18 protein-coding genes and 1 tRNA gene are annotated in these 24,410 nt (G+C 38.9%); 6 read left to right on the top strand and 13 right to left on the bottom strand.

Annotated features, from left to right (window positions below; translation table 11 throughout):
• Positions 1-14: 14 nt before the first annotated feature.
• From FTU34_RS01660 to FTU34_RS01635, 6 genes are all read right to left on the bottom strand, one after another.
• Complete coding sequence (locus tag FTU34_RS01660; RefSeq protein ID WP_180034419.1) at positions 15-1,286, bottom strand: Glu/Leu/Phe/Val dehydrogenase; 1,272 nt, start codon at positions 1,284-1,286, stop codon at positions 15-17.
• Positions 1,287-1,313: 27 nt separating this feature from the next.
• Positions 1,314-2,249 carry a formimidoylglutamase gene (gene hutG / locus FTU34_RS01655; protein ID WP_180034420.1) on the bottom strand — a complete coding sequence of 312 codons (936 nt, stop codon included), beginning with the start codon at positions 2,247-2,249 and terminating at the stop codon, positions 1,314-1,316.
• A 56-nt stretch (positions 2,250-2,305) separates the two neighbouring features.
• On the bottom strand, positions 2,306-3,511 hold the full coding sequence (gene hutI / locus FTU34_RS01650) for an imidazolonepropionase (protein ID WP_180034421.1): 1,206 nt from the start codon (positions 3,509-3,511) through the stop codon (positions 2,306-2,308).
• Between the two features lie 79 nt (positions 3,512-3,590).
• Positions 3,591-5,267 (bottom strand): urocanate hydratase, encoded by a 1,677-nt coding sequence (gene hutU, locus FTU34_RS01645; protein ID WP_180034422.1) that lies wholly within the window; start codon positions 5,265-5,267, stop codon positions 3,591-3,593.
• A gap of 222 nt (positions 5,268-5,489) precedes the next feature.
• On the bottom strand, positions 5,490-6,626 hold the full coding sequence (locus FTU34_RS01640; RefSeq protein ID WP_180034423.1) for an acyl-CoA dehydrogenase family protein: 1,137 nt from the start codon (positions 6,624-6,626) through the stop codon (positions 5,490-5,492).
• An 18-nt stretch (positions 6,627-6,644) separates the two neighbouring features.
• Positions 6,645-7,781, bottom strand: coding sequence for a CaiB/BaiF CoA-transferase family protein (locus FTU34_RS01635; RefSeq protein ID WP_180034424.1), 1,137 nt, complete (start codon positions 7,779-7,781; stop codon positions 6,645-6,647).
• A 452-nt stretch (positions 7,782-8,233) separates the two neighbouring features.
• Here FTU34_RS01635 and FTU34_RS01630 point away from each other — a divergent pair, with 452 nt between their 5' ends.
• Complete coding sequence (locus tag FTU34_RS01630; RefSeq protein ID WP_180034425.1) at positions 8,234-9,670, top strand: cytosine permease; 1,437 nt, start codon at positions 8,234-8,236, stop codon at positions 9,668-9,670.
• Between the two features lie 63 nt (positions 9,671-9,733).
• Complete coding sequence (locus tag FTU34_RS01625) at positions 9,734-10,894, top strand: hypothetical protein (RefSeq protein ID WP_257226190.1); 1,161 nt, start codon at positions 9,734-9,736, stop codon at positions 10,892-10,894.
• A 278-nt stretch (positions 10,895-11,172) separates the two neighbouring features.
• Here the strand turns inward: FTU34_RS01625 and FTU34_RS01620 are convergent.
• Together FTU34_RS01620 and greB are read right to left on the bottom strand one after the other, a co-directional pair.
• A tRNA-Ser gene (locus FTU34_RS01620) sits at positions 11,173-11,262 on the bottom strand.
• Positions 11,263-11,345: 83 nt separating this feature from the next.
• Positions 11,346-11,843 carry a transcription elongation factor GreB gene (greB, locus tag FTU34_RS01615; protein ID WP_180034426.1) on the bottom strand — a complete coding sequence of 166 codons (498 nt, stop codon included), beginning with the start codon at positions 11,841-11,843 and terminating at the stop codon, positions 11,346-11,348.
• 365 nt (positions 11,844-12,208) lie between these two features.
• Between greB and FTU34_RS01610 the strand changes: the two genes are divergently transcribed.
• Positions 12,209-13,321: a transglycosylase SLT domain-containing protein gene (locus tag FTU34_RS01610; RefSeq protein WP_078192143.1), complete on the top strand. Its 1,113-nt coding sequence runs from the start codon at positions 12,209-12,211 to the stop codon at positions 13,319-13,321.
• Between the two features lie 76 nt (positions 13,322-13,397).
• On the opposite strand, the gene FTU34_RS01605 is transcribed toward FTU34_RS01610, so the two are convergent.
• Positions 13,398-13,781 carry an SCP2 sterol-binding domain-containing protein gene (locus FTU34_RS01605; RefSeq protein WP_078190434.1) on the bottom strand — a complete coding sequence of 128 codons (384 nt, stop codon included), beginning with the start codon at positions 13,779-13,781 and terminating at the stop codon, positions 13,398-13,400.
• A gap of 222 nt (positions 13,782-14,003) precedes the next feature.
• A complete protein-coding gene (ttcA, locus tag FTU34_RS01600; protein WP_078192144.1) occupies positions 14,004-14,933 on the bottom strand; it encodes a tRNA 2-thiocytidine(32) synthetase TtcA in 930 nt (309 codons plus the stop codon).
• Positions 14,934-15,430: 497 nt separating this feature from the next.
• Here ttcA and FTU34_RS01595 point away from each other — a divergent pair, with 497 nt between their 5' ends.
• Together FTU34_RS01595 and htpX are read left to right on the top strand one after the other, a co-directional pair.
• A complete protein-coding gene (locus FTU34_RS01595; protein WP_180023271.1) occupies positions 15,431-16,294 on the top strand; it encodes a lytic transglycosylase domain-containing protein in 864 nt (287 codons plus the stop codon).
• A 133-nt stretch (positions 16,295-16,427) separates the two neighbouring features.
• Entirely contained in the window at positions 16,428-17,333 is a 906-nt protein-coding gene (gene htpX, locus FTU34_RS01590; protein ID WP_180034427.1) for a protease HtpX, read from the top strand.
• Between the two features lie 161 nt (positions 17,334-17,494).
• Here htpX and FTU34_RS01585 read toward each other — a convergent pair whose 3' ends face one another.
• The 3 genes from FTU34_RS01585 to FTU34_RS01575 form a co-directional block, all read right to left on the bottom strand.
• Positions 17,495-18,085 carry a DUF4112 domain-containing protein gene (locus tag FTU34_RS01585; RefSeq protein ID WP_180034428.1) on the bottom strand — a complete coding sequence of 197 codons (591 nt, stop codon included), beginning with the start codon at positions 18,083-18,085 and terminating at the stop codon, positions 17,495-17,497.
• 80 nt (positions 18,086-18,165) lie between these two features.
• A complete protein-coding gene (gene mgtE / locus FTU34_RS01580) occupies positions 18,166-19,509 on the bottom strand; it encodes a magnesium transporter (protein ID WP_180034429.1) in 1,344 nt (447 codons plus the stop codon).
• 209 nt (positions 19,510-19,718) lie between these two features.
• Entirely contained in the window at positions 19,719-22,826 is a 3,108-nt protein-coding gene (locus tag FTU34_RS01575; RefSeq protein WP_180034430.1) for a multidrug efflux RND transporter permease subunit, read from the bottom strand.
• Between the two features lie 277 nt (positions 22,827-23,103).
• On the opposite strand from FTU34_RS01575, the gene FTU34_RS01570 reads away from it, so the two are divergent.
• The gene (locus FTU34_RS01570; RefSeq protein ID WP_180034431.1) at positions 23,104-24,291 is read left to right on the top strand and encodes a glycerophosphodiester phosphodiesterase; all 1,188 of its coding nucleotides are present in this window, start codon (positions 23,104-23,106) and stop codon (positions 24,289-24,291) included.
• Positions 24,292-24,410 lie beyond the last annotated feature (119 nt).

Genomic DNA, 24,410 nt, shown 5'->3' with positions numbered 1-24,410 from the left:
AACAATTATTAAGTTTATCCAGGGAAAATCCCTCGCTCTTTTCTTGCTGTCAAAATTCGTTCACAAGCCAAAATATAAGCTGCTGTACGCAATGAGCAATGGTTTAATGTAGCAGTGTTCCACACTTCATTCATCGCATTAATCATCAAAGTATCCAGTTTTTGGTTAATCTCTTCTTCAGACCAAAAGAAACTTGAAATATCTTGAACCCACTCAAAATAACTCACAGTTACACCACCAGCATTACAAATCACATCAGGAACAATGATTTTGCCACGTTCAATTAATATGTCATCTGCTTCTGGATAAGTTGGACCATTTGCACCCTCTAAAATAATAGAAGCTTTAATTCTTTTAGCTCGATCTGATGTAATTTGACCTTCAAGTGCTGCTGGAATGACGATATCAGTTTCTACATCCCAGAACTCTTCATTGCTCAAATCTGTAGAATACTGAAAGCCCGATACACCACCAAACTTTTTAACATATTCATTTAATTGAGTAATATCAATACCCTGATCATTAAAAATAGTTCCAGTATGATCTTGTATTGATACTATCTTAGCTTGTGACATATAAAAAAGTAATGCCGCTTCGCTACCTACATTGCCATAGCCTTGAATTGAAACTTTTGAATTTTTTAATTCTAACCCTATTTTTTTTGCGGCCTCTACACCACAGATATATACCCCACGACCTGTTGCTTTAATTCGACCTAAAGATCCACCTAAATGCACAGGTTTACCTGTGACCACACCTGTAACCGTATACCCCTGACTTGATGAATAAGTATCCATAATCCAGCCCATCACATGCTGATTGGTCCCAACATCTGGTGCAGGTATATCTTTTTGCGGTCCAATGATATGTCCAATTTCACTAGTATATCGCCGAGTAAGTCGTTCTAATTCTCTAGGAGATAAACTTGATGGATCGACGCGTACCCCACCTTTTGCACCACCAAATGGCAAGTTTAATACTGCAGATTTAATCGTCATCCAAGCCGACAGCCCCATAACTTCATTTAAATCTACACCTGGATGAAAACGAATTCCGCCTTTACCCGGACCACGCGAAAGATTATGTTGCACACGAAATCCTTCAAAATGACGAATTGATCCATCATCCATCACAATCGGCACATCAACAATCAAAGCGCGTTTTGGTCGTTTTAACGTATCGATATAATCTTTTAAATGCTCCAAATAAGGTGCAACTCGATCAACTTGCGCTAAATATGTCTGCCAAGCACCTGAACTTCCATTTAAATAACTCAATTCATTCATTGAGTATAACTCCCTAAGATTTATTTCTTATTTAAAAATGTAGTTAAAAATGATGTAAGCTGCTAATTTTGCAGTATGTTGATCTATGTCATAACGTGGATTACATTCAGCAATATCCAGTAATCGAATTTTCCCAGATGAATGGATAAAACTAAAAAGTTCATCGAAACACGCTACATCTATTCCCCTGACAGCAGGAGCGCTCACACCGGGTGCAATTGCAGCAGAAAAAACATCTAAATCGACTGTCACATATAAAATGTCTACTCGATCTATAAAATTCTTTATTGTGCTCAATACTTGTGAACTAGAAGGTTGTCTTAATTCGTTATCGTAAATGTATGTGCAATTTAATCGATCTGCAGTTGAAAATAACTCTTTGGTATTGGAATGTCGTGCTACGCCCAAGCACAAATAATTAAAGTTTTGATTAAATTCTTGACTCAGTTTTGCCGCTTGTAAAAACGGCGTGCCTGATGTTGCAACACTGTGATTACGCAAATCAAAATGTGCATCAAAATTTATAATCCCGATTGTTTTATGAGGTTCATTTTTTTGAACAAAATCAAAAAGACCTTTAAAACTGCCATAAGCAACTTCATGCCCTCCGCCTAAAACAATCGGCGCATGACCACTTTCTAGTAGATCCACTAACTCAGCAGATAAATGTGTTTGTGCTTGTTCTAAATCACCGTCGAGACAAGAAATATTACCTCGATCGTGCAAAGCAACTTCATGCACTATAGGCAAACTTGCCAATTGCTTTCGTATTAAATCAGGAGCTTCAGCAGCACCCACACGTCCAAAATTTCGATTAACCCCCTCATCTGAACAAAAGCCGACGAGTGTAAAGGTGGGTACTACCATGTCAAAGCAATTGCTTTGATTCATAATTTGATGAATTCTTAATTGTGATGGATCACTGCCATCACATCTTCCAGTCCAAATAAAGTTGTTTTCCATAACTTATATGCTCGAATAAACTGTAATTTTTAAAAATGATTCGAAACTTTATTACATTAGAATTTGCGCTCTTGGCCTTGATAGATAGTACGCTTATCAAGATCACCGCCGAGCCAATAGGTAATTTCAGATGGATGTTGAATATCCCATGCTACAAAATCTGCAACTTTACCAACTTCAAGACTACCGTGAGATTGACCTAGCCCTAATGCATGTGCAGCATGAATAGTTACACCTGCTAGAGCCTGTTCAGGCGTCAGTCTAAATAATGTACTGCCCATATTCATGATTAAGCGAAGTGACAAAGCTGGTGAAGTTCCGGGATTTAAATCTGTAGATAAGGCAATTCGCACATTATGCTTTTGCAATGCTGCAATATTGGGGTGTTTGGTTTCTCTCAAAAAATAAAATGCACCTGGCAATAGCACAGCTACAGTGCCAGATTTAGCCATTGCTTCGGCATCACTTTCTGTCAAATATTCCAAATGATCTGCGGATAGCGCTTTGTATTGTGCAGCTAATGTTGAACCGTGCAATTCTGATAATTGTTCTGCATGAATTTTGACAGGAATATTTAGTTTCTGAGCAACCTGAAATACCTTTTCAACTTGAGCTGGTGAAAATGCTAAATGTTCACAAAATGCATCTACCGCATCAACCAATCCCTCAGAAATCAGTTGAGGAAGTAAAGTCTCACAAATAAATTCTATATATGTATCACTATCATTCTTATATTGATTCGGTAAAGCATGTGCAGCTAAACATGTACTCTTAATAGTAACAGGCAAAATGGCTGAAATTTGCCGTATAACACGTAGCATTTTTCTTTCATTTTCTAAATCCAATCCATAACCAGACTTAATTTCTAATGTGGTCACGCCTTCTCTAAGCAAGTTTCTTATGCGTTTGATCGCCAGTTCACGCAATTGAATTTCTGAAGTCTCACGTGTAGCTTTTACTGTACTTGCGATTCCGCCACCTTGTGCAGCAATCATCTCATAGGATACACCTTTCAACCGTTGCTCAAATTCGACACTACGATTACCGCCAAACACGCTATGCGTATGACAATCTATTAAGCCCGGTGTGACCCAAAATCCATCTAAATCCACATTGATGGCATTTAAATTTTTAGGTAAATCTGCAACTGATCCGATCCACTCAATTTTACCCAGATGAGTCACAATAGCAGCATCTTCAATGATTGAATATTGAGCATCTACCATTGTTGCAATGTGACAATTTTGCCAGACCGTTTTCATTCGAATCATCCTGATTTATAAAGATTAATTAAATTAAAAAGAGGTTATTCACTTGCATGAATAACCTCTCAAATTGTTCTTAAACCATAGGTAGATTTAAGTTTTGCTCTTTCGCACAATCAATCGCAATTTGATAACCTGCATCTGCATGACGCATTACACCAGTCGCCGGATCATTGGTGAGTACGCGCAAAATGCGCTCATCTGCTTCTGCTGAACCATCACAAACAATAACGACGCCTGAGTGTTGAGAGAAGCCCATACCCACACCACCACCATGATGTAATGATACCCATGTTGCACCACTAGCAGTATTTAACAGAGCATTCAGTAATGGCCAATCTGACACTGTATCTGAACCGTCCTGCATAGCTTCAGTTTCACGGTTAGGGCTAGCTACAGAGCCTGAATCTAAGTGATCTCGACCGATAACAATCGGTGCTTTTACCACACCTTGACGCACCATTTCGTTAAAAGCTAAACCAAGTTTTGCGCGCTGACCTAAACCTACCCAACAAATACGTGCTGGTAAACCTTGGAAGCTAATACGCTCTTTAGCCATATCTAACCAATGGTGTAAATGATCGTCATCAGGAATAAGTTCTTTTACTTTTTCATCCGTACGGTAAATATCTTCTGCATCGCCCGATAGCGCAACCCAGCGGAATGGACCAATACCACGACAGAACAATGGACGTACATAAGCGGGAACAAAGCCTGGGAAATCAAAAGCGTTTGCTACGCCTTCTTCTTTTGCCATTTGACGAATATTATTACCATAGTCAAATGTAGGTACACCCTGTTGTTGGAAAGCAAGCATGGCTTTTACATGTTCAGCCATAGACTGTTTAGCGGCTTTCACTACATCTGCAGGTTGTGATTTAGCTTTTTCACGGTATTCATCCCATGACCAACCCACAGGTAAATATCCATTCAATGGATCGTGTGCACTTGTTTGGTCTGTAACCATGTCTGGACGAACACCACGGCGTACCATTTCAGGTAAAATTTCCGCGGCATTTCCGCAAAGTGCAATTGAAATTGCTTTACCTTCTGCCGTGTATTTTTCAATACGAGCCAAAGCATCGTCGAGATCAGTGGCTTGTTCGTCTACATAACGCGTACGTAAACGGAAATCAATACGTGATTGCTGACATTCAATATTTAAAGAACATGCCCCAGCTAAAGTTGCAGCAAGTGGTTGAGCCCCCCCCATACCACCTAAACCTGCTGTAACAACCCAACGACCTTTTAGACTGCCATTATAATGCTGACGACCTGCTTCAACGAAGGTTTCAAAAGTTCCCTGTACAATGCCTTGACTACCAATATAAATCCAAGAACCAGCGGTCATTTGACCATACATCGCCAATCCTTTCGCATCTAATTCATTAAAGTGTTCCCAATTTGCCCAGTGAGGAACAATATTCGAATTGGCAATTAAAACACGAGGTGCATTTTTGTGCGTTTTAAACACACCGACTGGTTTACCTGATTGAACAAGCAATGTTTCATCATTTTCTAATTCTTTAAGTGTTTCCACAATTTTATCAAAGCATTCCCAGTTTCGTGCGGCACGACCAATACCACCGTAGACCACTAATTCTTTTGGATTCTCAGCAACATCTGGGTCTAAATTGTTCATTAACATACGTAAAGGTGCTTCCGTTAACCAACTTTTAGCATTGAGTTCTGTACCACGTGGCGCACGAATTTCGACATCACGAAACTTAGTAGCATTTGCTGAATTAGTCATTGAATCGACTCCTTTCTATTGACTATAAATAATTATCTTGAATGTATGTACTTGTATATACATTTATATACCAATCATTTTGCCTTATGCAATAGTTAATTTTAAAAATATTAAAAATTAAACCTAAGGTATTGTTTGTATTACTTAAATTAAAATTAAAACAAAAAAAAGAGGCAATATATGCCTCTTTAAATAACAATAGATGTATAGACTGAAATACTATTAGCCCAATATAACTGCTCGTGAAATAATCAGTTTTTGAATCTCTGAAGTTCCCTCAAATATTCTTAAAATACGCGCATCCCTTACAAATCTCTCTAAAGGTAAGTCTCGGATAAAGCCATAACCTCCATGTAATTGCAAAGCGTTGTCCGTTATGAATGCACATGCTTCTGAAGCAAAAAGTTTTGCAGTAGCCGACTCCAAACTGTATCGTTCGCGAAAATCACGTGCATATGCAGCCTTTAACGTTAATAACTCTGCGGCTTCATATTGCGTATGCATTTCAGCAATTTTCCATTGGGTATTCTGATATGACGACAATGGTTTTCCACCAATCATTCGCTCTTTTACCCATAGTAGAGAATACTCGATTGCAGCTTGACTAATACCTAAGGCCATTGCAGCTACTTCTACACGACCACGATCTAATACTTCCATTGCGGTATTAAATCCGTTGCCCTCAAGCCCCATCAACGCTGACTCTGGTACCCAACAATCAAATGAAACCTCATAAATATGGCTGCCTTTAAGTCCCATGGTTTTTTCAGGATTTGAAAAACTGACACCTTCTGTACCCTTCGGAATAATAAAAGCACTTATCCCTTTATGCTTTAATTCTTCATTGGTTTTGGCGTATAGCACGATAAAATCAGCTTCAGCGGCATTGGTAATATAATGTTTGGTTCCTTTAATTTTCCATCCATTATTTTCTCTTTTAGCTTTTGTAAGCATTCCAGCTGGATTCGAACCTGCGGCAGGCTCTGTTAAACCAAATGCACCAAGTAAGGTTCCATCGGCACAACGTGGTAAATATTCTTGTTTTTGCGCTTCATTAGCACCAATTAAAATTGAGTCTGTCGCAAGAAAATGAGCTGTTAACGTTGAGGCTGTAGAAGCACATCCTGCTGTCACCTGGGCTACGATATGACTCATTGCAATACTTGAAATACCTAAACCACCATATTCTTCAGGTAAATTGATGCCCATAAACCCTAGATCACCAAGTGCTTTTAGACTATCTACGCAAAAGGTTTCAGCCTCATCATATTTTTGCGCATTTTCCTTGAGTACATTACGAGATACATCTGTCGCAATATCAACAATGGCTTGTTCTGTTTCATTCATTGAAAAATTCATTTTCATGTCCTTATGATATTAATTGGTTCTATATTTTTTGTTTGATACACCTAACTTAGGTGACGGCTGGGTAGCGTGTGGTTTGACGCCATTGAAAAATACAGGTTGAGGAACTATTGGGATATCCGAACCCTCAACTGCAACAAATAGTTCACGCGCTTTCGACTGCTCACTATTCACTGAACTTTCTAAGTTCCACACTGGTGCCGCTGGAATACCTTGATTTAGTAATAGCTCACATGCATCATCAACAGAGTATTCACTAAGCCAACTTTCCATTTCTTGTTTAAGTTTCGACTCATTTTTTGTACGTAGTGGATCAGTTTTAAATAATTCACTATTGATCAAATCGTCTCGTGACATTGCACTGCATAATTTTGCAAATAATTTATCATTCGCCACTGCAATGACCATTAATCCATCTTTAGCTTTATAAGTGTCAAAAGGTGTCGATACAGGGTGTCGGTTACCTACAATCGTAGGCGCTTTTTTATTAGCAAAGAAATTTGCCAATCCTGTCATTTGCATGCTGAGCATAACGTCAAACATTGCGACATCAATATGTTGAGCCTGAGCACCACGCTCTCTTGCAAATAAGGCACTGCTAATTGCCCAAGCAGCGTATGTCCCCGCAAATATATCGCCAATAGATTCACCCACTCTGGTTGGTCCAGTTTCAGGGAAGCCAGTCACGCTCATTAATCCAGACATTGCTTGCACAGTAATATCGTAAGCAGGAAACTGTGATAAAGGTCCTTGTTGACCAAATCCGGAAATACTTGCGTAAATAATTTTAGGATTAATCTCTTTCGCAGTATCAAAATCAACTTTAAGACGTTTAGCTACGCCTGGTCTGTAGTTCTCAACAATTACATCGCTTTGAGCAACGAGTTCATAAAAAAATTGTAAATCATTTTCATTTTTTAGATCAAGTTCTAAGCTGTCTTTACCCCGATTAATCAAATCAAAGTAAACACTCTCCCCATTTTTGAAAGGACCAAGATGACGACTATCATCACCATGCATTGGTGTCTCGACTTTTAGGACATGAGCACCAATATCCCCGAGTAGTGCTGTACAGTGTGGACCAGCCAATACTCTACTCAAATCCAAAATTTTGATACCCCCAAGTGGCGGGTTAAAACTATTAGGCATAATTTCTTCCTTAAATTTTATGACATAAATACATATATATACTTGTATATACAATTAAATTATTAATGTAAACTCATTTTTCTAAAAAAAGGTATAACACCTTGTTTAAGGTAGATTTATTTTTTCAAAATATTTTTAAACATTTTATCTTTTAATAAAATATAAAATTCTTAAATTTTTATTTATATTATTTTTCAATACTTTATTTTTATTTTTATATTATTGTACTTTTAACTATTGCTTTTGGTTTTTTGCTCAGGTTATTTTATAAACAAATTAATTGTATATACATGTTTACTCATGTTTAACAACTTATTGCTTGAAAAATGCTAGTCCATATCACATAAAAATATTAGTTACTCGTTATCATTTTTTGTGAATTATATTAGATCACTGAGATAGGTCACTAAATAAGACCGCGGGATAAATCTCTACGACGAAAGGAAATTCGTATGACGCAAAATGTAGAAACGGAAAAACAACAAGGCAATAACTTTATTGAAAACCGTTCAATTGATTTTATTCCTGAAAATGAAAGGCATGGCAGCGTTTTTAGCCAATTTACATTATGGTTTGGTGCAAATCTTCAAATTACAGCTATCGTCACGGGTGCTTTAGCTGTTGTGCTGGGGGGAGATGTATTTTGGTCCATTATTGGATTAATTATCGGCCAAGCTTTTGGTGCAACGATTATGGCCTTACATGCGGCCCAAGGCCCTAAATTAGGCTTACCTCAAATGATTTCAAGCCGGGTTCAGTTTGGAGTATATGGGGCATGTATACCCATTATTCTGGTCTGTTTAATGTATATCGGTTTCACAGCCACAGGAACTGTCCTTTCTGGGCAAGCCATTGCCAAACTGTTGAACACTAGCAATCTTGTCGGTATTTTGATTTTCGCTGCAATTATTATCGTGTTGGCTACCGTCGGTTATAAGGTTATTCACTGGATCGGTAAACTTGCCAGTGTGTTAGGCATTATTACATTCATCATTATTTTTGCAAAAATTATGTTATTGGCTGACATCGCCAGCCTGTTTACTGTTAAACACTTCAACTGGTCGTCTTTTTTATTAGCAATTTCACTTTCTGCATCATGGCAAATTGCTTTCGGGCCATATGTTGCCGATTATTCGAGATATTTACCAAGTTCAACTTCCTCTTCCAAAGTTTTTTGGGCTGTTGCTGCAGGTTCGTTTATTGGTTCACAAATTTCGATGACACTAGGTGTATTTATTGCTCAAATTGCTCAAGGTAATTTTGTTGGAAATGAAGTTGCTTATGTGATTGGCTTAGGTAGTGTTGGCACGATAGCAGCTATTTTATACTTTTGTATTGCCTTTGGAAAACTTACAATTTCCACCTTAAATTCATATGGTTGCTTTATGTGCCTTGCAACTATTTATAGTAGTTTTAAAGGCACACTAAACATCACTAAAACGCAAAGACTTCTTGCCGTTATTGGAATTGTTGCTGTTTCTACAATTATCGCTATTTTGGGTGAACATTCTTTTCTTAGTGCATTCAAATCATTTATTTTATTTCTTTTAACGTTCTTCATTCCTTGGAGCGCAATCAACCTTATTGATTATTATTTTATTTCGCATGAGAAATGCGATATTAAGGACCTTTCTGACCCAAATGGAAAGTACGGTCGCTGGAATATGGTCGGAATTGGTTGCTATGTTGCAGGTATTGTTTTCCAGCTTCCTTTCATTGACTCCAAACTCTATACGGGTAGTATTGCGAAAATGTTAGGTAATGTAGATCTATCATGGATAGCAGGTCTTATTTTTACCGCAATTCTTTATTTTATCTGCGTCAAATTATTTCCAAAACAAGTGAAAATTTCACAGCCACAAACGTCAAACAGTATCTCAAATAATTAATTTTACATTTCACACGGCCATTTCATTTGAAATGGCCTTTTTACGCGCAATGGATTGTTTACTATGGAATTAATGAAAATTACCCTGATATCATTTGGTGTCATGGTGTCCCAAACTCATGCCTCTAATTTTGAATTTGGTGACAAAGAAACGACAGCGGGTTCAATTAAATTATCGGGATTTTTACGTGCAAAAATTCAGGATAAAGATTACTCAAAAAATGACCATAGTTTAAAATTTGATACTGCTAAAATTAATCTCGATTATGAAAATCAGTTGATCAAAGGACATATGGAATATCGCTGTTATCAGTTCGATAAAATCTGTGATTTTTCGACATTAGTAGATGGTTGGCTTAGTTATAATTTCAATGAAAGTCATGAAATTAAAGTCGGCGTCCAAAGCCTTCCATTTGGTCCTTCACGATTTTGGGAGAGTAATTATTTTGGTGGTATTAATACTCAAGTTGGTATTGAAGACATTCATAATTTAGGTGTCAATTATCAATTTAAACCAAGTCAATCTACAACCATAGAATTAGCTTACTTTCCAAAAGATGGTGGTAAATATCATGGATCAAATGGCGAAGCTGCACGATACACGGCTAATCTAATTAAATCTAATCAAGCTGAACATACAAATCTGCAAGAAAAAGATATGTGGGTATCACGGATTAACCAAGAAGTTGACCTATTTAATTCTGATCATCTTAAAACGTCATTTGGTGGATCATATTGGTATTCTACAATTGAAAATAAAAATTTAAATCTCGATGGAAATCATAAAGCATGGAGTTTATTTAGCCAAGTTAGCTACGATGATTTGAAGCTTATGATTACAGCTGGCAAAAACGACATTAACTCTAAAGATACGGTTTATCCAAATCAATCAACCTATGGTTCTTTTGATGATAAATATATGGTCGCAAATGAAGGTGATTTTTATACTGTAGACTTAAGCTATACCTTCAGAGATGTGTATAAAGGTCTAAATATATCGCCGTATGCGATGTATAGCACCTATTCTAAAGGATATAGTGATGCCAATAATTCAACTCGAAGCGTAATTGGTTCATCTTTCGATTATAAAAATTTCAGTTTCGTTAGTGAATATATCATTGGAAAAAATGATCCTTTAGTTGGTGGAGGTTTCGATTCTCTTGCTGCAGGATCTGCAAACATAAACAATAGATTATTAAATTTGTCTATATTGTATTTTTTCTAAACGATTCAATATTTTATAATCGGGCGTAATTCATCAATTTTTTTTAATTCTTACTGAGTAAAATAACGAGTTAGCTTATACATTTTATTTGGAATTAATTTTATTTAGGCTGTAAAGCTTTCATTTTAAAAATTGAATGAATAGTTATAACGTAAAAAAAGCAGTAAGGTCATGTCTTACTGCTTTTTTTACGTTATAACTTAATATACCGCAAGTTTCTAACTTTAACCTAATAAATCAATTTCACATAGCGTTAAACAATGTTAGAAATTTCAATTTGGCGGAAGCGGTGAGATTCGAACTCACGGAGGACTCGCGCCCTCGTCGGTTTTCAAGACCGGTGCATTAAACCGCTCTGCCACGCTTCCATGGCCGCCATCATATAAATAAAATTCAGCAATGGCAAATTATTTTGTAAAAAACACGTCCAATTGAACAAAATAAAAGCAGTTTATTGTTTTTCAGTGCTTTCGCCCATTTCATAACGAATTGAATTGATATACCAACATTTTTTTCCTAGCGGGGTTAGGACTTCGACTTCATCATCCACTTGCTTGGATAAGAGTGCCCGAGCCATAGGTGAATCAATTGAGATATGTTGCGGATGATGATCATAAATTTCATCTACCCCCACGATCCTTAGCGTTTTTTGTTCGCCGTCTTCATTTTCAATATCGACCCACGCCCCAAAATAGACTTTCCCTTTTTGTTCGGGTGAGTAATCGATAATACGAAGCTCTTCCAAACGTTTTCCCAAGTAGCGTACACGTCTATCAATTTTGCGTAACAATTGCTTATTATATTGATAATCCGCGTTTTCCGAACGATCTCCAAGACTAGCCGCCCAGTTCACTTTTTTGGTAATTTCAGGTCGCTCTTCATGCCATAAATGTTGAAGTTCAGCGACCAATAAATCGTGTCCACCACGGGTAATTAAGTTAGATTTCATGATGATTTTTAGGCCTTGAGCAAGTGCTGATTTTTACAAAACATGCCTATTTTATCCTCCATTTCTACACAGGCAAAGTATATAAAATTTATTCCCAAACAAAATCAATTGTTTATGTTACATATTTTAATATTTTTTCGTACAAAATTTGACAAGTATTTTTTTGCTCATTATTATTCGCACATCTTTTAGGCTTGTTTAATTTTTATCCAGTGTAGATTTTCTACATATTTCCCGAAACCCCCTAGTCATTTTTGAATGACGTCATGACTGCCCAACCCTTATTGAATTTATCAAACTTGAAAAAGTCTGAGGCCTGTTTGCCTTTGCTTTTTAGGGCATAAATTACTTGTAGCGGAGACAACATGCACAGTAGTTCAACTTCTGGGTCGAGGCTTTGCCTTAACTCTTTTAACTCTCTCCCATTTAAAGCGCTTGCACTTAGTACTATCTTAATTCCTTTTCACAGTATTAATGCCAGCAAAACAGCACATCAATATGATGCTGTCGTCAACAGTAATAAACTCACTGTTGTTGCAGTTGCCAATCCTGCCATTGTTTTTCAGGATGGTAAACATCGACATGGTTTTGGTTACGACCTTGCACGTAACTATGCAGAAAGTTTAAATGTCCAATTAGATTTTAAAACAGTGAATGATAATGCCACTGCTTTAAAAATGGTTGCCAAAGGTCAAGCCAATTTTGCTATGACCACTGCCGAAATGAGTACCATTGAAGCCAAGCATTTGACGTCATTTTCAGCCAGTTGTGGTGATACCGTTTCTTTAAAAAAGAATGGTTTAAACAGCAACTTAAACTGGGTATTTAAAAATGCAGATGATCCACTAAGCCAAACCGCGAGTGGTTTTATTTGCCGTGCCAAACAAAATGGCGCAATTGGACAGTTGGCATCATTCTACAACCGTAATGTGGTCAAACAAGATTCTTGGAATGTGATTCAACGTGATTTAAGTAAACGTATGCCGATCTATAAGGCAAGTTTTAAAAACACAGCCAAGCAATACGATCTAGACTGGCATTTATTGGCAGCGATTGGTTATCAAGAGTCTTACCTCAAACCTGACTCGGTATCCCCAACGGGTGTTCGTGGCATTATGATGCTGACCAACAGTACAGCAAAAGCCATGGGTGTGAGCAACCGTACAGATGCGACTCAAAGCATTCAAGGTGGTGCAAAGTACTATGACCAAATGCTAAACCGTTATAGTAACATTCCGTACCCTGATCGTAATTGGTATGCCTTAGTGGCTTATAACATGGGTCCTGGTGCTGTAAGTCAGATTCAAAAGCGCATCCAATCTCAGGGTAAAAACCCGAATAAGTGGGTGAATTTATATGCTTATCTAGACCGTAACAAGGCCAGCAATGGTCGTTATCGTCAAGCTGTGCAATATGTCACGCGTATTCGTGCTTATTTGGAACATATTAAAACCACACCTCAACTGGTGAATATCTAATATGCGTCCACCTAACATTTACATGTGAGCGCACAAAAAAAAGCTTACCTTCGGGTAAGCTTTTTTCGTTTTAGACTTAAGCAGTTTGCTCAAGTACTTTTTTGAATAAATCTTTTTGCTCAGTACTTGGTTTTGCTGTTTGCAATGCCATCAATTGTGACATATCACCTTGTACTTTTATTTTGCCTGTCATAAACGCTTGCATCGCTGCAGCCATATCAAATTCAAGGAATACTTTACGTAAAGTTTCAGCATCCATGTTCAAAGTTGTTTTCGCGTTTGAAGATAAACCTTTTTTAATTGCACCACCGTCTAATGACAATTCAGTATTGCCTGCAGCGTCAGCAACCACAAGGTTAATTGCAAGATTAGCCAATGCAGGTGGTAAGTTTAAATCACCAGCTTGAGCTGTCAGAGTTTCTACAGTTGAAAACCAATCATCAGTTAAAAAAGCAGGCATGATCTTTCCTCAATTTATTTTGTTCGTGTGTGTTGCCGTTCCGGACAACATCAGTGCAAGCATATTTTGCTTGAGGTTTGTTATAGCATGATCATTTGTTAAAAGGCTAAAGTTTTTTGTACGCACCGTTCAATATTTAACTGTTTAATAACAAAATGAGAAAAATCATAAGCATAAAAAAGGCATTCCGTAGAATGCCTTTTGCGTGATGAGGTTTTCCACTTAATCTGCCATAAACCCTAAGTTCACCATATTAATGCGTTTGCTTTCTGACTCACCTTCTTCAGTTGAACAACTTTCGCTATTTTTAAAGTCAAATTCGCGTTGTTCATCTAGGGCTTCAAAGTCGAATAACTCACGGTCAGCCAGTTGTGAGGGCGAAACATTTTGCAAAGCACCAAAAATACTGTGTAAACGTTTTGGAAATTCTTTATCCCAAGTACGCAGCATGTCATTTAGCATCGCACGTTGTAAGTTTTCCTGAGAACCACACAAATTACATGGGATAATTGGGAACTTACGCATTTCTGCATATTTGATAATGTCTTTTTCTTCCACATAAGCCAGTGGACGAATCAAAATGTTCTTTTTGTCAGAAGACAATAATTTCGGTGGCATGGCTTTTAAGCTGCCGCCATGGAACAAGTTCAAAAAGAACGTCGCCAAAATATCATCACGGTGATGACCTAAAGCCACTTTCGTCGCCCCAATTTCTTGAGCAAAGCCGTATAACGAACCACGACGTAGACGCGAGCACACTGCGCAGTACGTTTTACCTTCTGGTGTTAAACGTTTGGTAATGCTGTAAGTATCTTTTTCTAAGATGTAATACGGAATTTTGTTTTCTTCTAAATAACGTGGCAATACGTCTTCAGGGAAACCCGGCTGTTTTTGGTCAAGGTTGACCGCAACCACATCAAAATTAATCGGCGCAATACGCTTAAACTGCAACAAAATGTCGAGCAAGGTATAACTGTCTTTACCGCCTGAAATACAGACCATCACTTTGTCACCCTCTTCGATCATTTTAAAATCACGAATGGCATGACCGACCTGACGGCGTAGCTTTTTCAATAGACGATAATACGCAGAGCTAGTTGGTAGTTCTGGTTTGAAATTAAATCCTTGTTCGGACTCAACTGGCGAGAACATAGACGAGTTAAACCTAAAAAAAAATACCGCGCAATTTTATCCGATTCGCAGACTTCTCGCATCAAAAGAATGTAATTTCCGAAAAAAGTAGAAATACTGTCATGATCACGTAATCTTCAGTGCAATATTCTATACGGTACAGTTCATTTTTTAGCCCAAATGCTTATCTTTTGGACTTTTCCACAGTTGTCCACAAAAGCTGTGGATAACTTTGTGGATTCTAAATGACTTGACAAGGTGAGCCGCCCTTATTTTAAGGCTTTTATTTAAATTGATCATTTTTTGATCAATTTAAATAAATTTAATTATCAATAACTTAAGTGTGTCAAGTTAAGCTCCTTAAAAAAAAATAAATATTTTTTTTGATTATTGAATCATCAAAATGACTTGATTTTTACAAAGTAAAGAAGAAATCAGTCCTTGAAGCCTTTTCATCTAATTTTTTTTTGATAAACTCTCTTTAACTGTTTGGGGACAGAATTTTTCTTCACAATAAAATGAAAAACATTACTTGGACTTTGGGGCTGTTATTAGGTGGAAGTGTGGCTATCAGTTTAGCAGCACCAAACATTTTTGCCGGCCAAACGATTTATCAATTGCGTGAAAGTAATGGCACAACGTTACTGACCAATAAACAAGGCCGCTATAGCAATCTAAAAGTTGAAAAAAAAACCTACTATCCGGACAGTAATATCCATAGTTATAGTAACTGGGGCTCAAATGAAGCGTCTGTGTTACCCAGCTATAGTAGGAATAAAAATGCCTTTGACAATATTATTAAACAAGCAGCGGCCCAACATGGTGTTTCCGAAGGTCTAATCAAAGCGGTGATGCATACCGAATCAGGCTTTAACACTAATGCTCGTTCACCTGTTGGCGCCCAAGGTTTAATGCAGCTCATGCCTGCCACGGCACGTCGCTTCAATGTAACAAATGCTTATGATCCTCATCAGAACATTATGGCTGGTGCGCGATATTTATCTTGGCTACTGAAACGTTTTAATGGTAACACCTCACTTGCCTTAGCTGGTTATAACGCAGGTGAAGGCAATGTCGCAAAATATGGTGGTATCCCACCTTTTCGCGAAACACAAGATTATGTCCGCCGTGTCACTAGCCGCTACAACAACCTATATGCTGGTAGTTTAAGTGTATCAGGTTCGAGCAATTCCAATATCGCTTCAAATAGTGGTCGGATTATTGCCAGTTCGGATAATTATCATGCTGCTGCCCCTACGGTTGCTAAATCATCGGCACGTCAAATTATTCAAACAGACAATGGTAGTTTTACCGACGCACCTTCAGGTTCATTTGCCACAGCAAATGCGTCTGCTTCAGCGCGTATTTATTTCAATGAATAAATTCACTGATTTTGTAAAATTGCATCTGTTTTACTAATTTTTCCTTGAAATTTTAAGACTTTCACCTCATATTGAGTTTAATGATTTTTATTTGTAAATCAGATCATTTTTCTATAATAAGAGGATTTACCCAATGATGCGGATTGGTTTGTTCTTGCTGACCAACCTCGCGGTACTGGTTGTAGCTGGCATAATCTTGTCACTCTTCGGTGTCGGTAGTTACCACGGTGCGGGCGGCTTAAATTTAGGCAACTTGCTCGTAATCTGTTTTGTGTTCGGTATGGTGGGTTCAATGATCTCACTATTCATGTCAAAATGGATGGCGAAGAAAACCACGGGTACAGAGCTGATTGACCCTAATGCACCACGTAACCAAGCTGAAGTATGGTTACTTAACGAAGTTGCGCAACTAGCACAACGTTCTGGTATCAAAATGCCAGAAGTGGGTATTTTCCCATCGTACCAGTCAAATGCCTTTGCAACAGGCTGGAATAAAAATGATGCTTTAGTAGCAGTTTCTACCGGTCTACTTGAGCGTATGAACAAAGACGAGCTCCGTGCCGTACTCGCTCACGAAATTGGTCACGTAGCCAATGGTGATATGGTAACCCTTGCATTGGTGCAAGGTGTAGTCAACGCCTTTGTGATGTTCTTTGCGCGTGTAGCAGGTGACTTCATTGACCGTAATGTTTTTGGTCGTGAAGATGGTGAAGCACCGGGTATCGCATATTTTGTCATTACGATTGTATTAGATATTGTTTTTGGTATTGCAGCGTCTGCCATTGTGATGTGGTTCTCTCGCTACCGTGAATACCGTGCCGATGAAGCTGGTGCGCGTTTAGCAGGTAAACAAGCGATGATTTCTGCTCTGTTACGTTTACAAGCAGAATCTGAAATGCCAGATCAAATGCCAAAAGAAATGAAAGCCTTTGCAATTTCTGCGGGTCAAGAACAAGGTTTCAGTTTAGCTGCATTGTTCCAAACACACCCAACGATTGAACAACGTGTTGCGGCATTACAACAATTAGATTGCCCATAATCGAGCATCTAATGTATGTCGTAAAAAAGCCTCCCTATGGAGGCTTTTTTAAGTCTAATTTTTTCCGAACATTTACTGTCTTATCAATAATCTTTCAGCTGAACGATCTTTCAATTGAATAGCGTCTCAGTGATCGCGTTCAAGCAACAAGGCATTTCTATCTACAATACTCCATTGGCCTTTAACCATTGCCAAAGCAATGAACCACCCATATAAATTGCAAAGATAAAGACTAATAAGAAAATCATCCCGAGTATATCTGGGATATGGATCCATATCCATGCAACCACAGGGTTGCGCCAAAAAGCAGATTGCTGTTGTTTCTGTTCTAATTTTTCATGTAAAAACGGATGTACCACATGTTGATCTGTACTGATTTGATATTCTTCACGAATGTGCGTATGTACAACATCTAAAGCTTTACGGCTCGGTCGAATAAACACATCAAAGATCGTCCCTGCAACAGGAATAAACCCCACGACAGCATCTATAACTGCGAGTTTCATCACACCATTTAATTTGGCTTGTGGTACGCCAATCTGTTTGGCTTTATAAACGGCATAACAGGTCAAGACAAATCCTGCGATATCACCAGCTACGGGAATGGTACTCAACGCTACGTCCGCACCTACCCCTTGTCGAGTAAATGGAATCCGAACCACGGAGTCCATCATATTGGCAAACTTTGCGAGATCGCGTTCAAGACGAATGACTTCTTGCTTTGACATTTTTTGTTTTAATGGTTCAGTCATGTTTTATCCAATAAAAACCGTGTAAATCACTGAGATTAAAACATATTAGAAGTCTTCAATCTGTAGCAAAATGCTAATCTCTATAAATTGAGCAATTGTGAAGCAATCATCAAATACACCACCACGCCTGTCGCATCACAAATCGAGGTTACCAAGGGTGCAGAAGCACTTGCAGGATCGAACTTTAACTTATTGAGTATGAAAGGCAAACTCATGCCAATTAAACAACCGAGCAATACGATACCCATCATACTCAGTGCCAAGACCAAGGCCACGGTTGCATCACCACGGTAGTAGCCTAAAATAGATACAGCAATGGCCATGGTTCCGCCTAAGCAAAGAGCAACAAGCGTCTCTCTCCCCAACAAATAAAACCAATCACGAATCTTTACATCCCCTGTGGCAAGCGCTCGCACCATTAAGGTCGCAGACTGAGAACCTGCATTGCCTCCACTTCCGACCAGTAAGGGTAAGAAAAAAACCAAGACGATATGTGCGGCAATGATATCTTCATAATAGGAAATACCTAAACCGGACAATAAACTGCCAAAGACCAATATCACCAACCAAAACACCCGCTTTTGATACAACTTTAAAATCGGTGCTTTCTTAATGCTCATACCTGGTTCGGTACTCACTGCACTAGCTTTTAAAAAGTCTTCGGTAGTTTCAGCCTGTACCACATCCATCGCATCATCATAGGTGACAATCCCCATCAAACGCTTGGCATGATCCACAATCGGCAAGGCCATAAAATCATATTCAGCCAGTTTACGTGCAATACTTTCTTGGTCTTCGTCTATCCAACCAGTCACTACATCTTTGGTCATCACCTCTTGAATCCGTGCATCACGGTCGGCTTGCAAAATTTGCCGCAGTGAAATCACCCCATTTAATTGAGACTGATCATTGGTGACATAAATTAAATACAGGGTTTCACGGTCATGCGGTTCATGGCGCAAGGCCTCTATGGCTTGTTGCATGGTAAAGTCAGCAGGCATACTGACATAGTCTGAGCTCATGATTGCGCCTGCAGACTCTTCTGCATAAGCAGATAACGCCTTTAAATGCTCTTGTGTATCTTGATCAAGTTGTTGGTAAATTCGATCTTGTTCTGCATCTGTTAAGCTTTTATATAAGTCCGTTGCATCATCAGAATGCATGTCATCAAATAATTCAATTTGTAGACGCAGTGGATAACGCGAAATCAGCTGTCGCTGTGACTCAAAAGGGAAAAACTCAAAAACCAAACCTTGATGTGCTAAACCTGAAAGTAACTCAATTTGATATTCAATTGGAAATTGCTGAATTAAACGGGCCTGATCAGCATAGTTCAGAGGCTGTAAAACACCAACGGCCTCTGTATAATTTTGTTGTTGCAACAAAGCGGAAATATCACGCTGTCTTTGTATTAAATCCGCCATTCAACTCACTCAAATTTTAATCTTTATTTGTTAAACACATTTTGAAGGATAAAATGAAGAGTTTCAAATCACTTCAATATGATCTCTATATCTATAAAAGTTCTCAGTGGAATTTCTTCCCCGCCAAAAAATTCTCCAGAATAAAAAACCACCGCCAAGTATCCAAGCTTTAACGGTGGATTTCTGTAGAACTAAATACTGTCTAACGGTTATTTCATAGACTCAGACACCGGTTTGATTTTAAAAATGGAACGAACCATGACATACATAAACGGAATAAAGATCAGCACCAAAACCGTACCGAATATTACCCCACCGAGTACGCTCACCCCAATCTCTTGGCGACTGGCTGCACCTGCACCAAAAGCAAGAACTAAAGGAACCACTCCCGCACCAAAAGCCAAAGAGGTCATCAAAATAGGACGTAAACGAAGTGCTGCGCCTTCCATTGCAGCTTCGATTACATGTTTGCCTTTTTCTTGTGCCATCGCTGCAAACTCTACAATCAAGATCGCGTTTTTACAGGACAAACCAATTGTTGTCAGTAGAGCAATTTGGAAATAGATGTCATTTGGAAAACCGGTCATGTAGCTAAACAAAATATTACCACCTATCCCAAGTGGAATCGCACTCATGACTGCAGTTGGAATACTCCAACTTTCATATAGGGCAGCGAGACAGAGGAAAATAAATCCAATCGAGACCAAATATAGCCAAATCGCTTGATGACTTGATTTTTGCTCTTCAAAGGATAACCCACTCCATGCCACGTCCACACCCGGCACTTGATCAACTAAAGCTTTAACATCCTGCATGGCTTGTCCACTTGAGACATTTTTGGCTGTATCCGCTTCCATTTGTAATGCGGTATAGCCCATGAAACGGTTAACAACTTCTGGACCACCACTCCAACCAATGGTTGAAAAATTACTAAATGGAATCATTTCATTTTGGTCATTACGTACATGCCAATAAGCTAAATCTTCTGGTTTAGAACGGAATTCGGCATCTGCCTGCATCATGACGCGTTTAATGCGCCCACGGTCGATAAAATCGTTGATATAGCTACCGCTCCATGCGCTACTCATGGTGCTATTAATCGCATTTTGAGTTAACCCCAAGGCCATTGCTTGTTTTTGATCAATATCCACTTTTAGTTCAGCTTTGTCTGGGTTAGAGCGTTTGTCTAAATTTTCGAAACTGCTGAATTGTGAAGATTTTTCTTGCAAGCTTTTAAATTGCGCATCGAGATAAGCACGGCCTTCACCATTCATATCTCGCAGCCAAAATTCCAGACCATCGGTTTGCCCAAGGCCACTGACAGAGGACGGCATGCTGACATTGATTTGTGCATTGTTAAATTTTTTAAAATGTTTCATAGCACGTTCACGAATCGCTTGCGCTGAATTGTGTTGTCCTGAACGTTCATCCCAATGCTTCAGTGCAATAAAGCCTTGCCCTAAGTTTTGACCCGTACCAGAAAAATTTCGTCCATAACGAATCATCACCAAATCAACATTTTGCTTTTCTTCAGTTAAAAAGTACTGCCTAATTTGTTCACCGACCTCACGACTTTTCGACATCGGTGCACCTTCTTGTAATTTAAGTTGCACACTCAAAATACCTTGGTCTTCACTAGGAATAAAACTGGTCGGCAAAGCACGATAAAACAAAGCAAATACCGTAATGAGCCCCGCAAACAAAACCACCGTCCATAAGCGATAACGAACCGTGGCTTGTGCAAGAGTCAAATATTTGGTTTTTAAAATCTCTAATTTGGTGTTAAACCAAATCGCCCAGCGCTGTGGTTTCGGATTTGGTTTTAAAATTAAGGCACATAATGCAGGAGTTAAAATCAGCGCAACCATCAGTGACAAGCCCATGGCAGCCACAAGTGTGATGGAAAATTGTCTATAGATCACGCCCGTTGAGCCACCAAAGAACGCCATGGGAATAAATACCGCGGTTAATACCAAAGTAATCCCGATTAATGCCCCGCTAATTTCATGCATCGACTCGATGGCCGCTTGTTTTGCTGTTAACTGTTGTTCATGCATTAAACGTTCGACGTTTTCCACCACAACAATCGCATCATCGACCAACAGACCGATGGCCAGTACCAATGCAAACAAGGTGAGCGTGTTAATGGTCATACCCAGAGCATATAAAATCGCTAAAGTCCCTAGAATCACCACAGGCACGGTAATCGCAGGTATCAGCGTTGCTCGCCAATTTTGTAAGAAGATAAACATCACCAAAACCACCAGTAAAACGGCTTCAAATAATGTTTTCACCACTTCTTTAATCGATTCTTGTACAAATGGCGTGTTATCCCGTGGATAAACGATTTTATAACCGGCAGGTAATTGCTTCGCTAACTGTTCAATTTCTTGCTTAATTAAGGCTGAGGTTTCAAGTGCATTTGCCCCAGAAGCCAATGATATCCCCATCCCTGAAGATGGATACCCGTTAATGGTATTCACCCCTGAATAATTTTCCGCACCCAATTCAACACGTGCAACATCTTTTAAATAGACAAAACTGCCGTCTCGTGCAGATTTGACAATAATATTTTCAAATTCTTCAACTGACTTTAAACGTGTACCTGAAGTGACTTTTGCATTGAGATATTGATCCGAAACACTGGGCAATTCACCTACGGCTCCGGCTGCAACCTGCGTATTTTGTGATTCAACAGCCGCACGGATATCACTGGGCATAAGGCTATATTGCTTTAACTTCAGTGGGTTGAGCCAAATGCGCATGGCAAATTGCGAACCAAAAACATCGACTTCACCAATACCCTCAATTCGAGCAATGTCCTGTTCTAGATGAGTCATCATATAGTCACCAAGTTCGATATTCGAACTCTTGCCAGTCTCATCATAGAGGCCGATAACCATATGGGTATCACCCAAAGATTTATAGACATTTACCCCTTGGCGCTGCACATCTTCAGGCAGCCGATTGATTACTCCATTTATGGCATTTTGTACTTGTACTTGAGCGGTATCTGGGTCAGTGCCATTTTCAAAACTGATGCTGATCCGGCTTCGGCCTGAAGAGTCGCTGCTTGAACTAAAATATAAAAGATGATCAATTCCTTTAATTTGTTGCTCAAGAACTTGTGTGACACTTTCCTCGACTGTTTCTGCTGACGCACCGCTATAACTTGCACTGACCGTAATTCGTGGTGGTGCAATATCTGGATAGCGCTCTACCGGTAAATTGAGCACAGCAAATAGCCCGAGCGCCATGACGATGATCGCCAAGACACCTGCAAAAATCGGTCGATAAATAAAAAACTTAGACAGCATCAGTCCATGTCACTTTTCAATTGAAGAAATAAAAAATATAGATTGAATTTTTTCAAAAAATCTTATTGATAATCAATCACAATGAGCTTGATTACAAGCCTAGACTACATAAAAACCTTGCTTGAAGCGAAATATGTAGAAAATATGGAGAGCCTCCACTTCAGCTATTTTAGTAAATTTATGTGACAAAACCGCCTCTGTCATGAAGCCTTAGCCACTGCCCTGCAATGTATGCCTGCAACATCATTCATTTATATAAAAAGATGCAGAGGCAGCCATGCAAAAACAATTAACAAAACAGTTAAATCTAGCCATAACTAGCAAAGTGAAATCCTCATGGGGCGTGTCTTCACTGCTCCTTTTTAGCGTTTTTGGTTTATCTGCATGTAATTCGGATGACGATAAAACCCATGTCACCAAGCCCCCTATTTTGCCTGATACAGGTTTTGTCATTGTTGGGCATCGTGGTGCCAGTGCTTTGCGACCTGAGCATACTCTTGCCGCATATCAAAAAGCGATTGATGATGGTGCGGATTTTATCGAACCCGATTTAGTGCCAACCAAGGATGGCTATCTGGTTGCGCGCCATGAAAGTGAAATTTCAGGGACTACCAATATTAGTACGCTGTCACAATTTGCGGATCGAAAAACCACCAAAAAAATCGATGGTATCGACTATACAGGATGGTTTACGGAAGACTTTAATTTGAATGAACTGACTCAAAATGTAAAAGCACGTGAGCGTATTGCTCAATATCGCCCTAATAACACTCAATATAATGATCAATACAGCATCCCAACGCTCGAACAAATCATTGAACTTGCCGACGCTCACTATAAAAAAACTGGGAAAATTGTTGGTTTATATATTGAAACCAAGCACCCAACATTTTTCCAACAGCAAAATCTAGCCATGGAAGATCGTTTACTCTCCACGCTTGCTAAATACAGTTATACACGTGATATCGCGCCTGTATATTTACAGTCCTTTGAAACCACCAATCTTAAATACTTACGTGATCAACTCACGCAAAAGAAAACCCTCAAACATGGCAAAATTATTCAATTATTAGATAGCCCAACTGCAATACCGGGTGACTTACAGCAACAAAGCTCACCTCAAAATTATGCAAGCTTAGCAACAGCAGAAGGCCTAAAATCAGTGGCAAAATATGCAGATGGTGTGGGTCCTAGTAAAACGTATATCTTTTCAAACACTGAGTTTAAACAAACCAGTTTTGTCAAAGATGCCCATGCTGCTGGTTTGAAAGTCCATCCTTATACGCTCAGACCTGAAAATGGTTTTTTACCTGACTATTTAAAATGTAGCTCAGTGGCAACCGAACGTTGTGATACCGGTGCGGCTAAAGAATTTGAAAACTTCTATAAAGCTGGTGTAGATGGTGTATTTGCAGATGATCCGGGACTGGCACGCAAAACCTTAACACAACTGCAAAAGCCCTAGTTTTCCTAAATTTAAAAAAGACGCCGAGGCGTCTTTTTTATTGTTCAATGGAAACCTTAAAGCGGGTTTGCCAAATATTCTGCGGCTGACTGCGTTGCCACTGGCTGAGGTGCTGGAGC

Origin of the sequence: Acinetobacter sp. YH12094 (assembly GCF_013419295.1) — a bacterium.
Lineage (GTDB): Bacteria > Pseudomonadota > Gammaproteobacteria > Pseudomonadales > Moraxellaceae > Acinetobacter > Acinetobacter amyesii.
The sequence above is the reverse complement of the archived record's forward strand: the minus strand, read 5'-3'. Positions and strand labels throughout refer to the sequence as shown.

What these genes read in the sequence shown, in the direction of transcription:
- FTU34_RS01630 (WP_180034425.1), top strand. Translation starts at nt 8,234, where the DNA reads ATGACGCAAAATGTAGAAACGGAAAAACAACAAGGCAATAACTTTATT.
- hutG (WP_180034420.1), bottom strand. Translation starts at nt 2,249, where the DNA reads ATGGAAAACAACTTTATTTGGACTGGAAGATGTGATGGCAGTGATCCA.
- FTU34_RS01585 (WP_180034428.1), bottom strand. Translation starts at nt 18,085, where the DNA reads ATGACTGAACCATTAAAACAAAAAATGTCAAAGCAAGAAGTCATTCGT.
- hutU (WP_180034422.1), bottom strand. Translation starts at nt 5,267, where the DNA reads ATGACTAATTCAGCAAATGCTACTAAGTTTCGTGATGTCGAAATTCGT.
- FTU34_RS01605 (WP_078190434.1), bottom strand. Translation starts at nt 13,781, where the DNA reads ATGCCTGCTTTTTTAACTGATGATTGGTTTTCAACTGTAGAAACTCTG.
- greB (WP_180034426.1), bottom strand. Translation starts at nt 11,843, where the DNA reads ATGAAATCTAACTTAATTACCCGTGGTGGACACGATTTATTGGTCGCT.
- hutI (WP_180034421.1), bottom strand. Translation starts at nt 3,511, where the DNA reads ATGAAAACGGTCTGGCAAAATTGTCACATTGCAACAATGGTAGATGCT.
- FTU34_RS01570 (WP_180034431.1), top strand. Translation starts at nt 23,104, where the DNA reads ATGCAAAAACAATTAACAAAACAGTTAAATCTAGCCATAACTAGCAAA.
- mgtE (WP_180034429.1), bottom strand. Translation starts at nt 19,509, where the DNA reads ATGGCGGATTTAATACAAAGACAGCGTGATATTTCCGCTTTGTTGCAA.
- FTU34_RS01575 (WP_180034430.1), bottom strand. Translation starts at nt 22,826, where the DNA reads ATGCTGTCTAAGTTTTTTATTTATCGACCGATTTTTGCAGGTGTCTTG.
- htpX (WP_180034427.1), top strand. Translation starts at nt 16,428, where the DNA reads ATGATGCGGATTGGTTTGTTCTTGCTGACCAACCTCGCGGTACTGGTT.
- FTU34_RS01640 (WP_180034423.1), bottom strand. Translation starts at nt 6,626, where the DNA reads ATGAATTTTTCAATGAATGAAACAGAACAAGCCATTGTTGATATTGCG.
- FTU34_RS01610 (WP_078192143.1), top strand. Translation starts at nt 12,209, where the DNA reads ATGCACAGTAGTTCAACTTCTGGGTCGAGGCTTTGCCTTAACTCTTTT.
- FTU34_RS01635 (WP_180034424.1), bottom strand. Translation starts at nt 7,781, where the DNA reads ATGCCTAATAGTTTTAACCCGCCACTTGGGGGTATCAAAATTTTGGAT.
- ttcA (WP_078192144.1), bottom strand. Translation starts at nt 14,933, where the DNA reads ATGTTCTCGCCAGTTGAGTCCGAACAAGGATTTAATTTCAAACCAGAA.
- FTU34_RS01660 (WP_180034419.1), bottom strand. Translation starts at nt 1,286, where the DNA reads ATGAATGAATTGAGTTATTTAAATGGAAGTTCAGGTGCTTGGCAGACA.
- FTU34_RS01625 (WP_257226190.1), top strand. Translation starts at nt 9,734, where the DNA reads ATGGAATTAATGAAAATTACCCTGATATCATTTGGTGTCATGGTGTCC.
- FTU34_RS01595 (WP_180023271.1), top strand. Translation starts at nt 15,431, where the DNA reads ATGAAAAACATTACTTGGACTTTGGGGCTGTTATTAGGTGGAAGTGTG.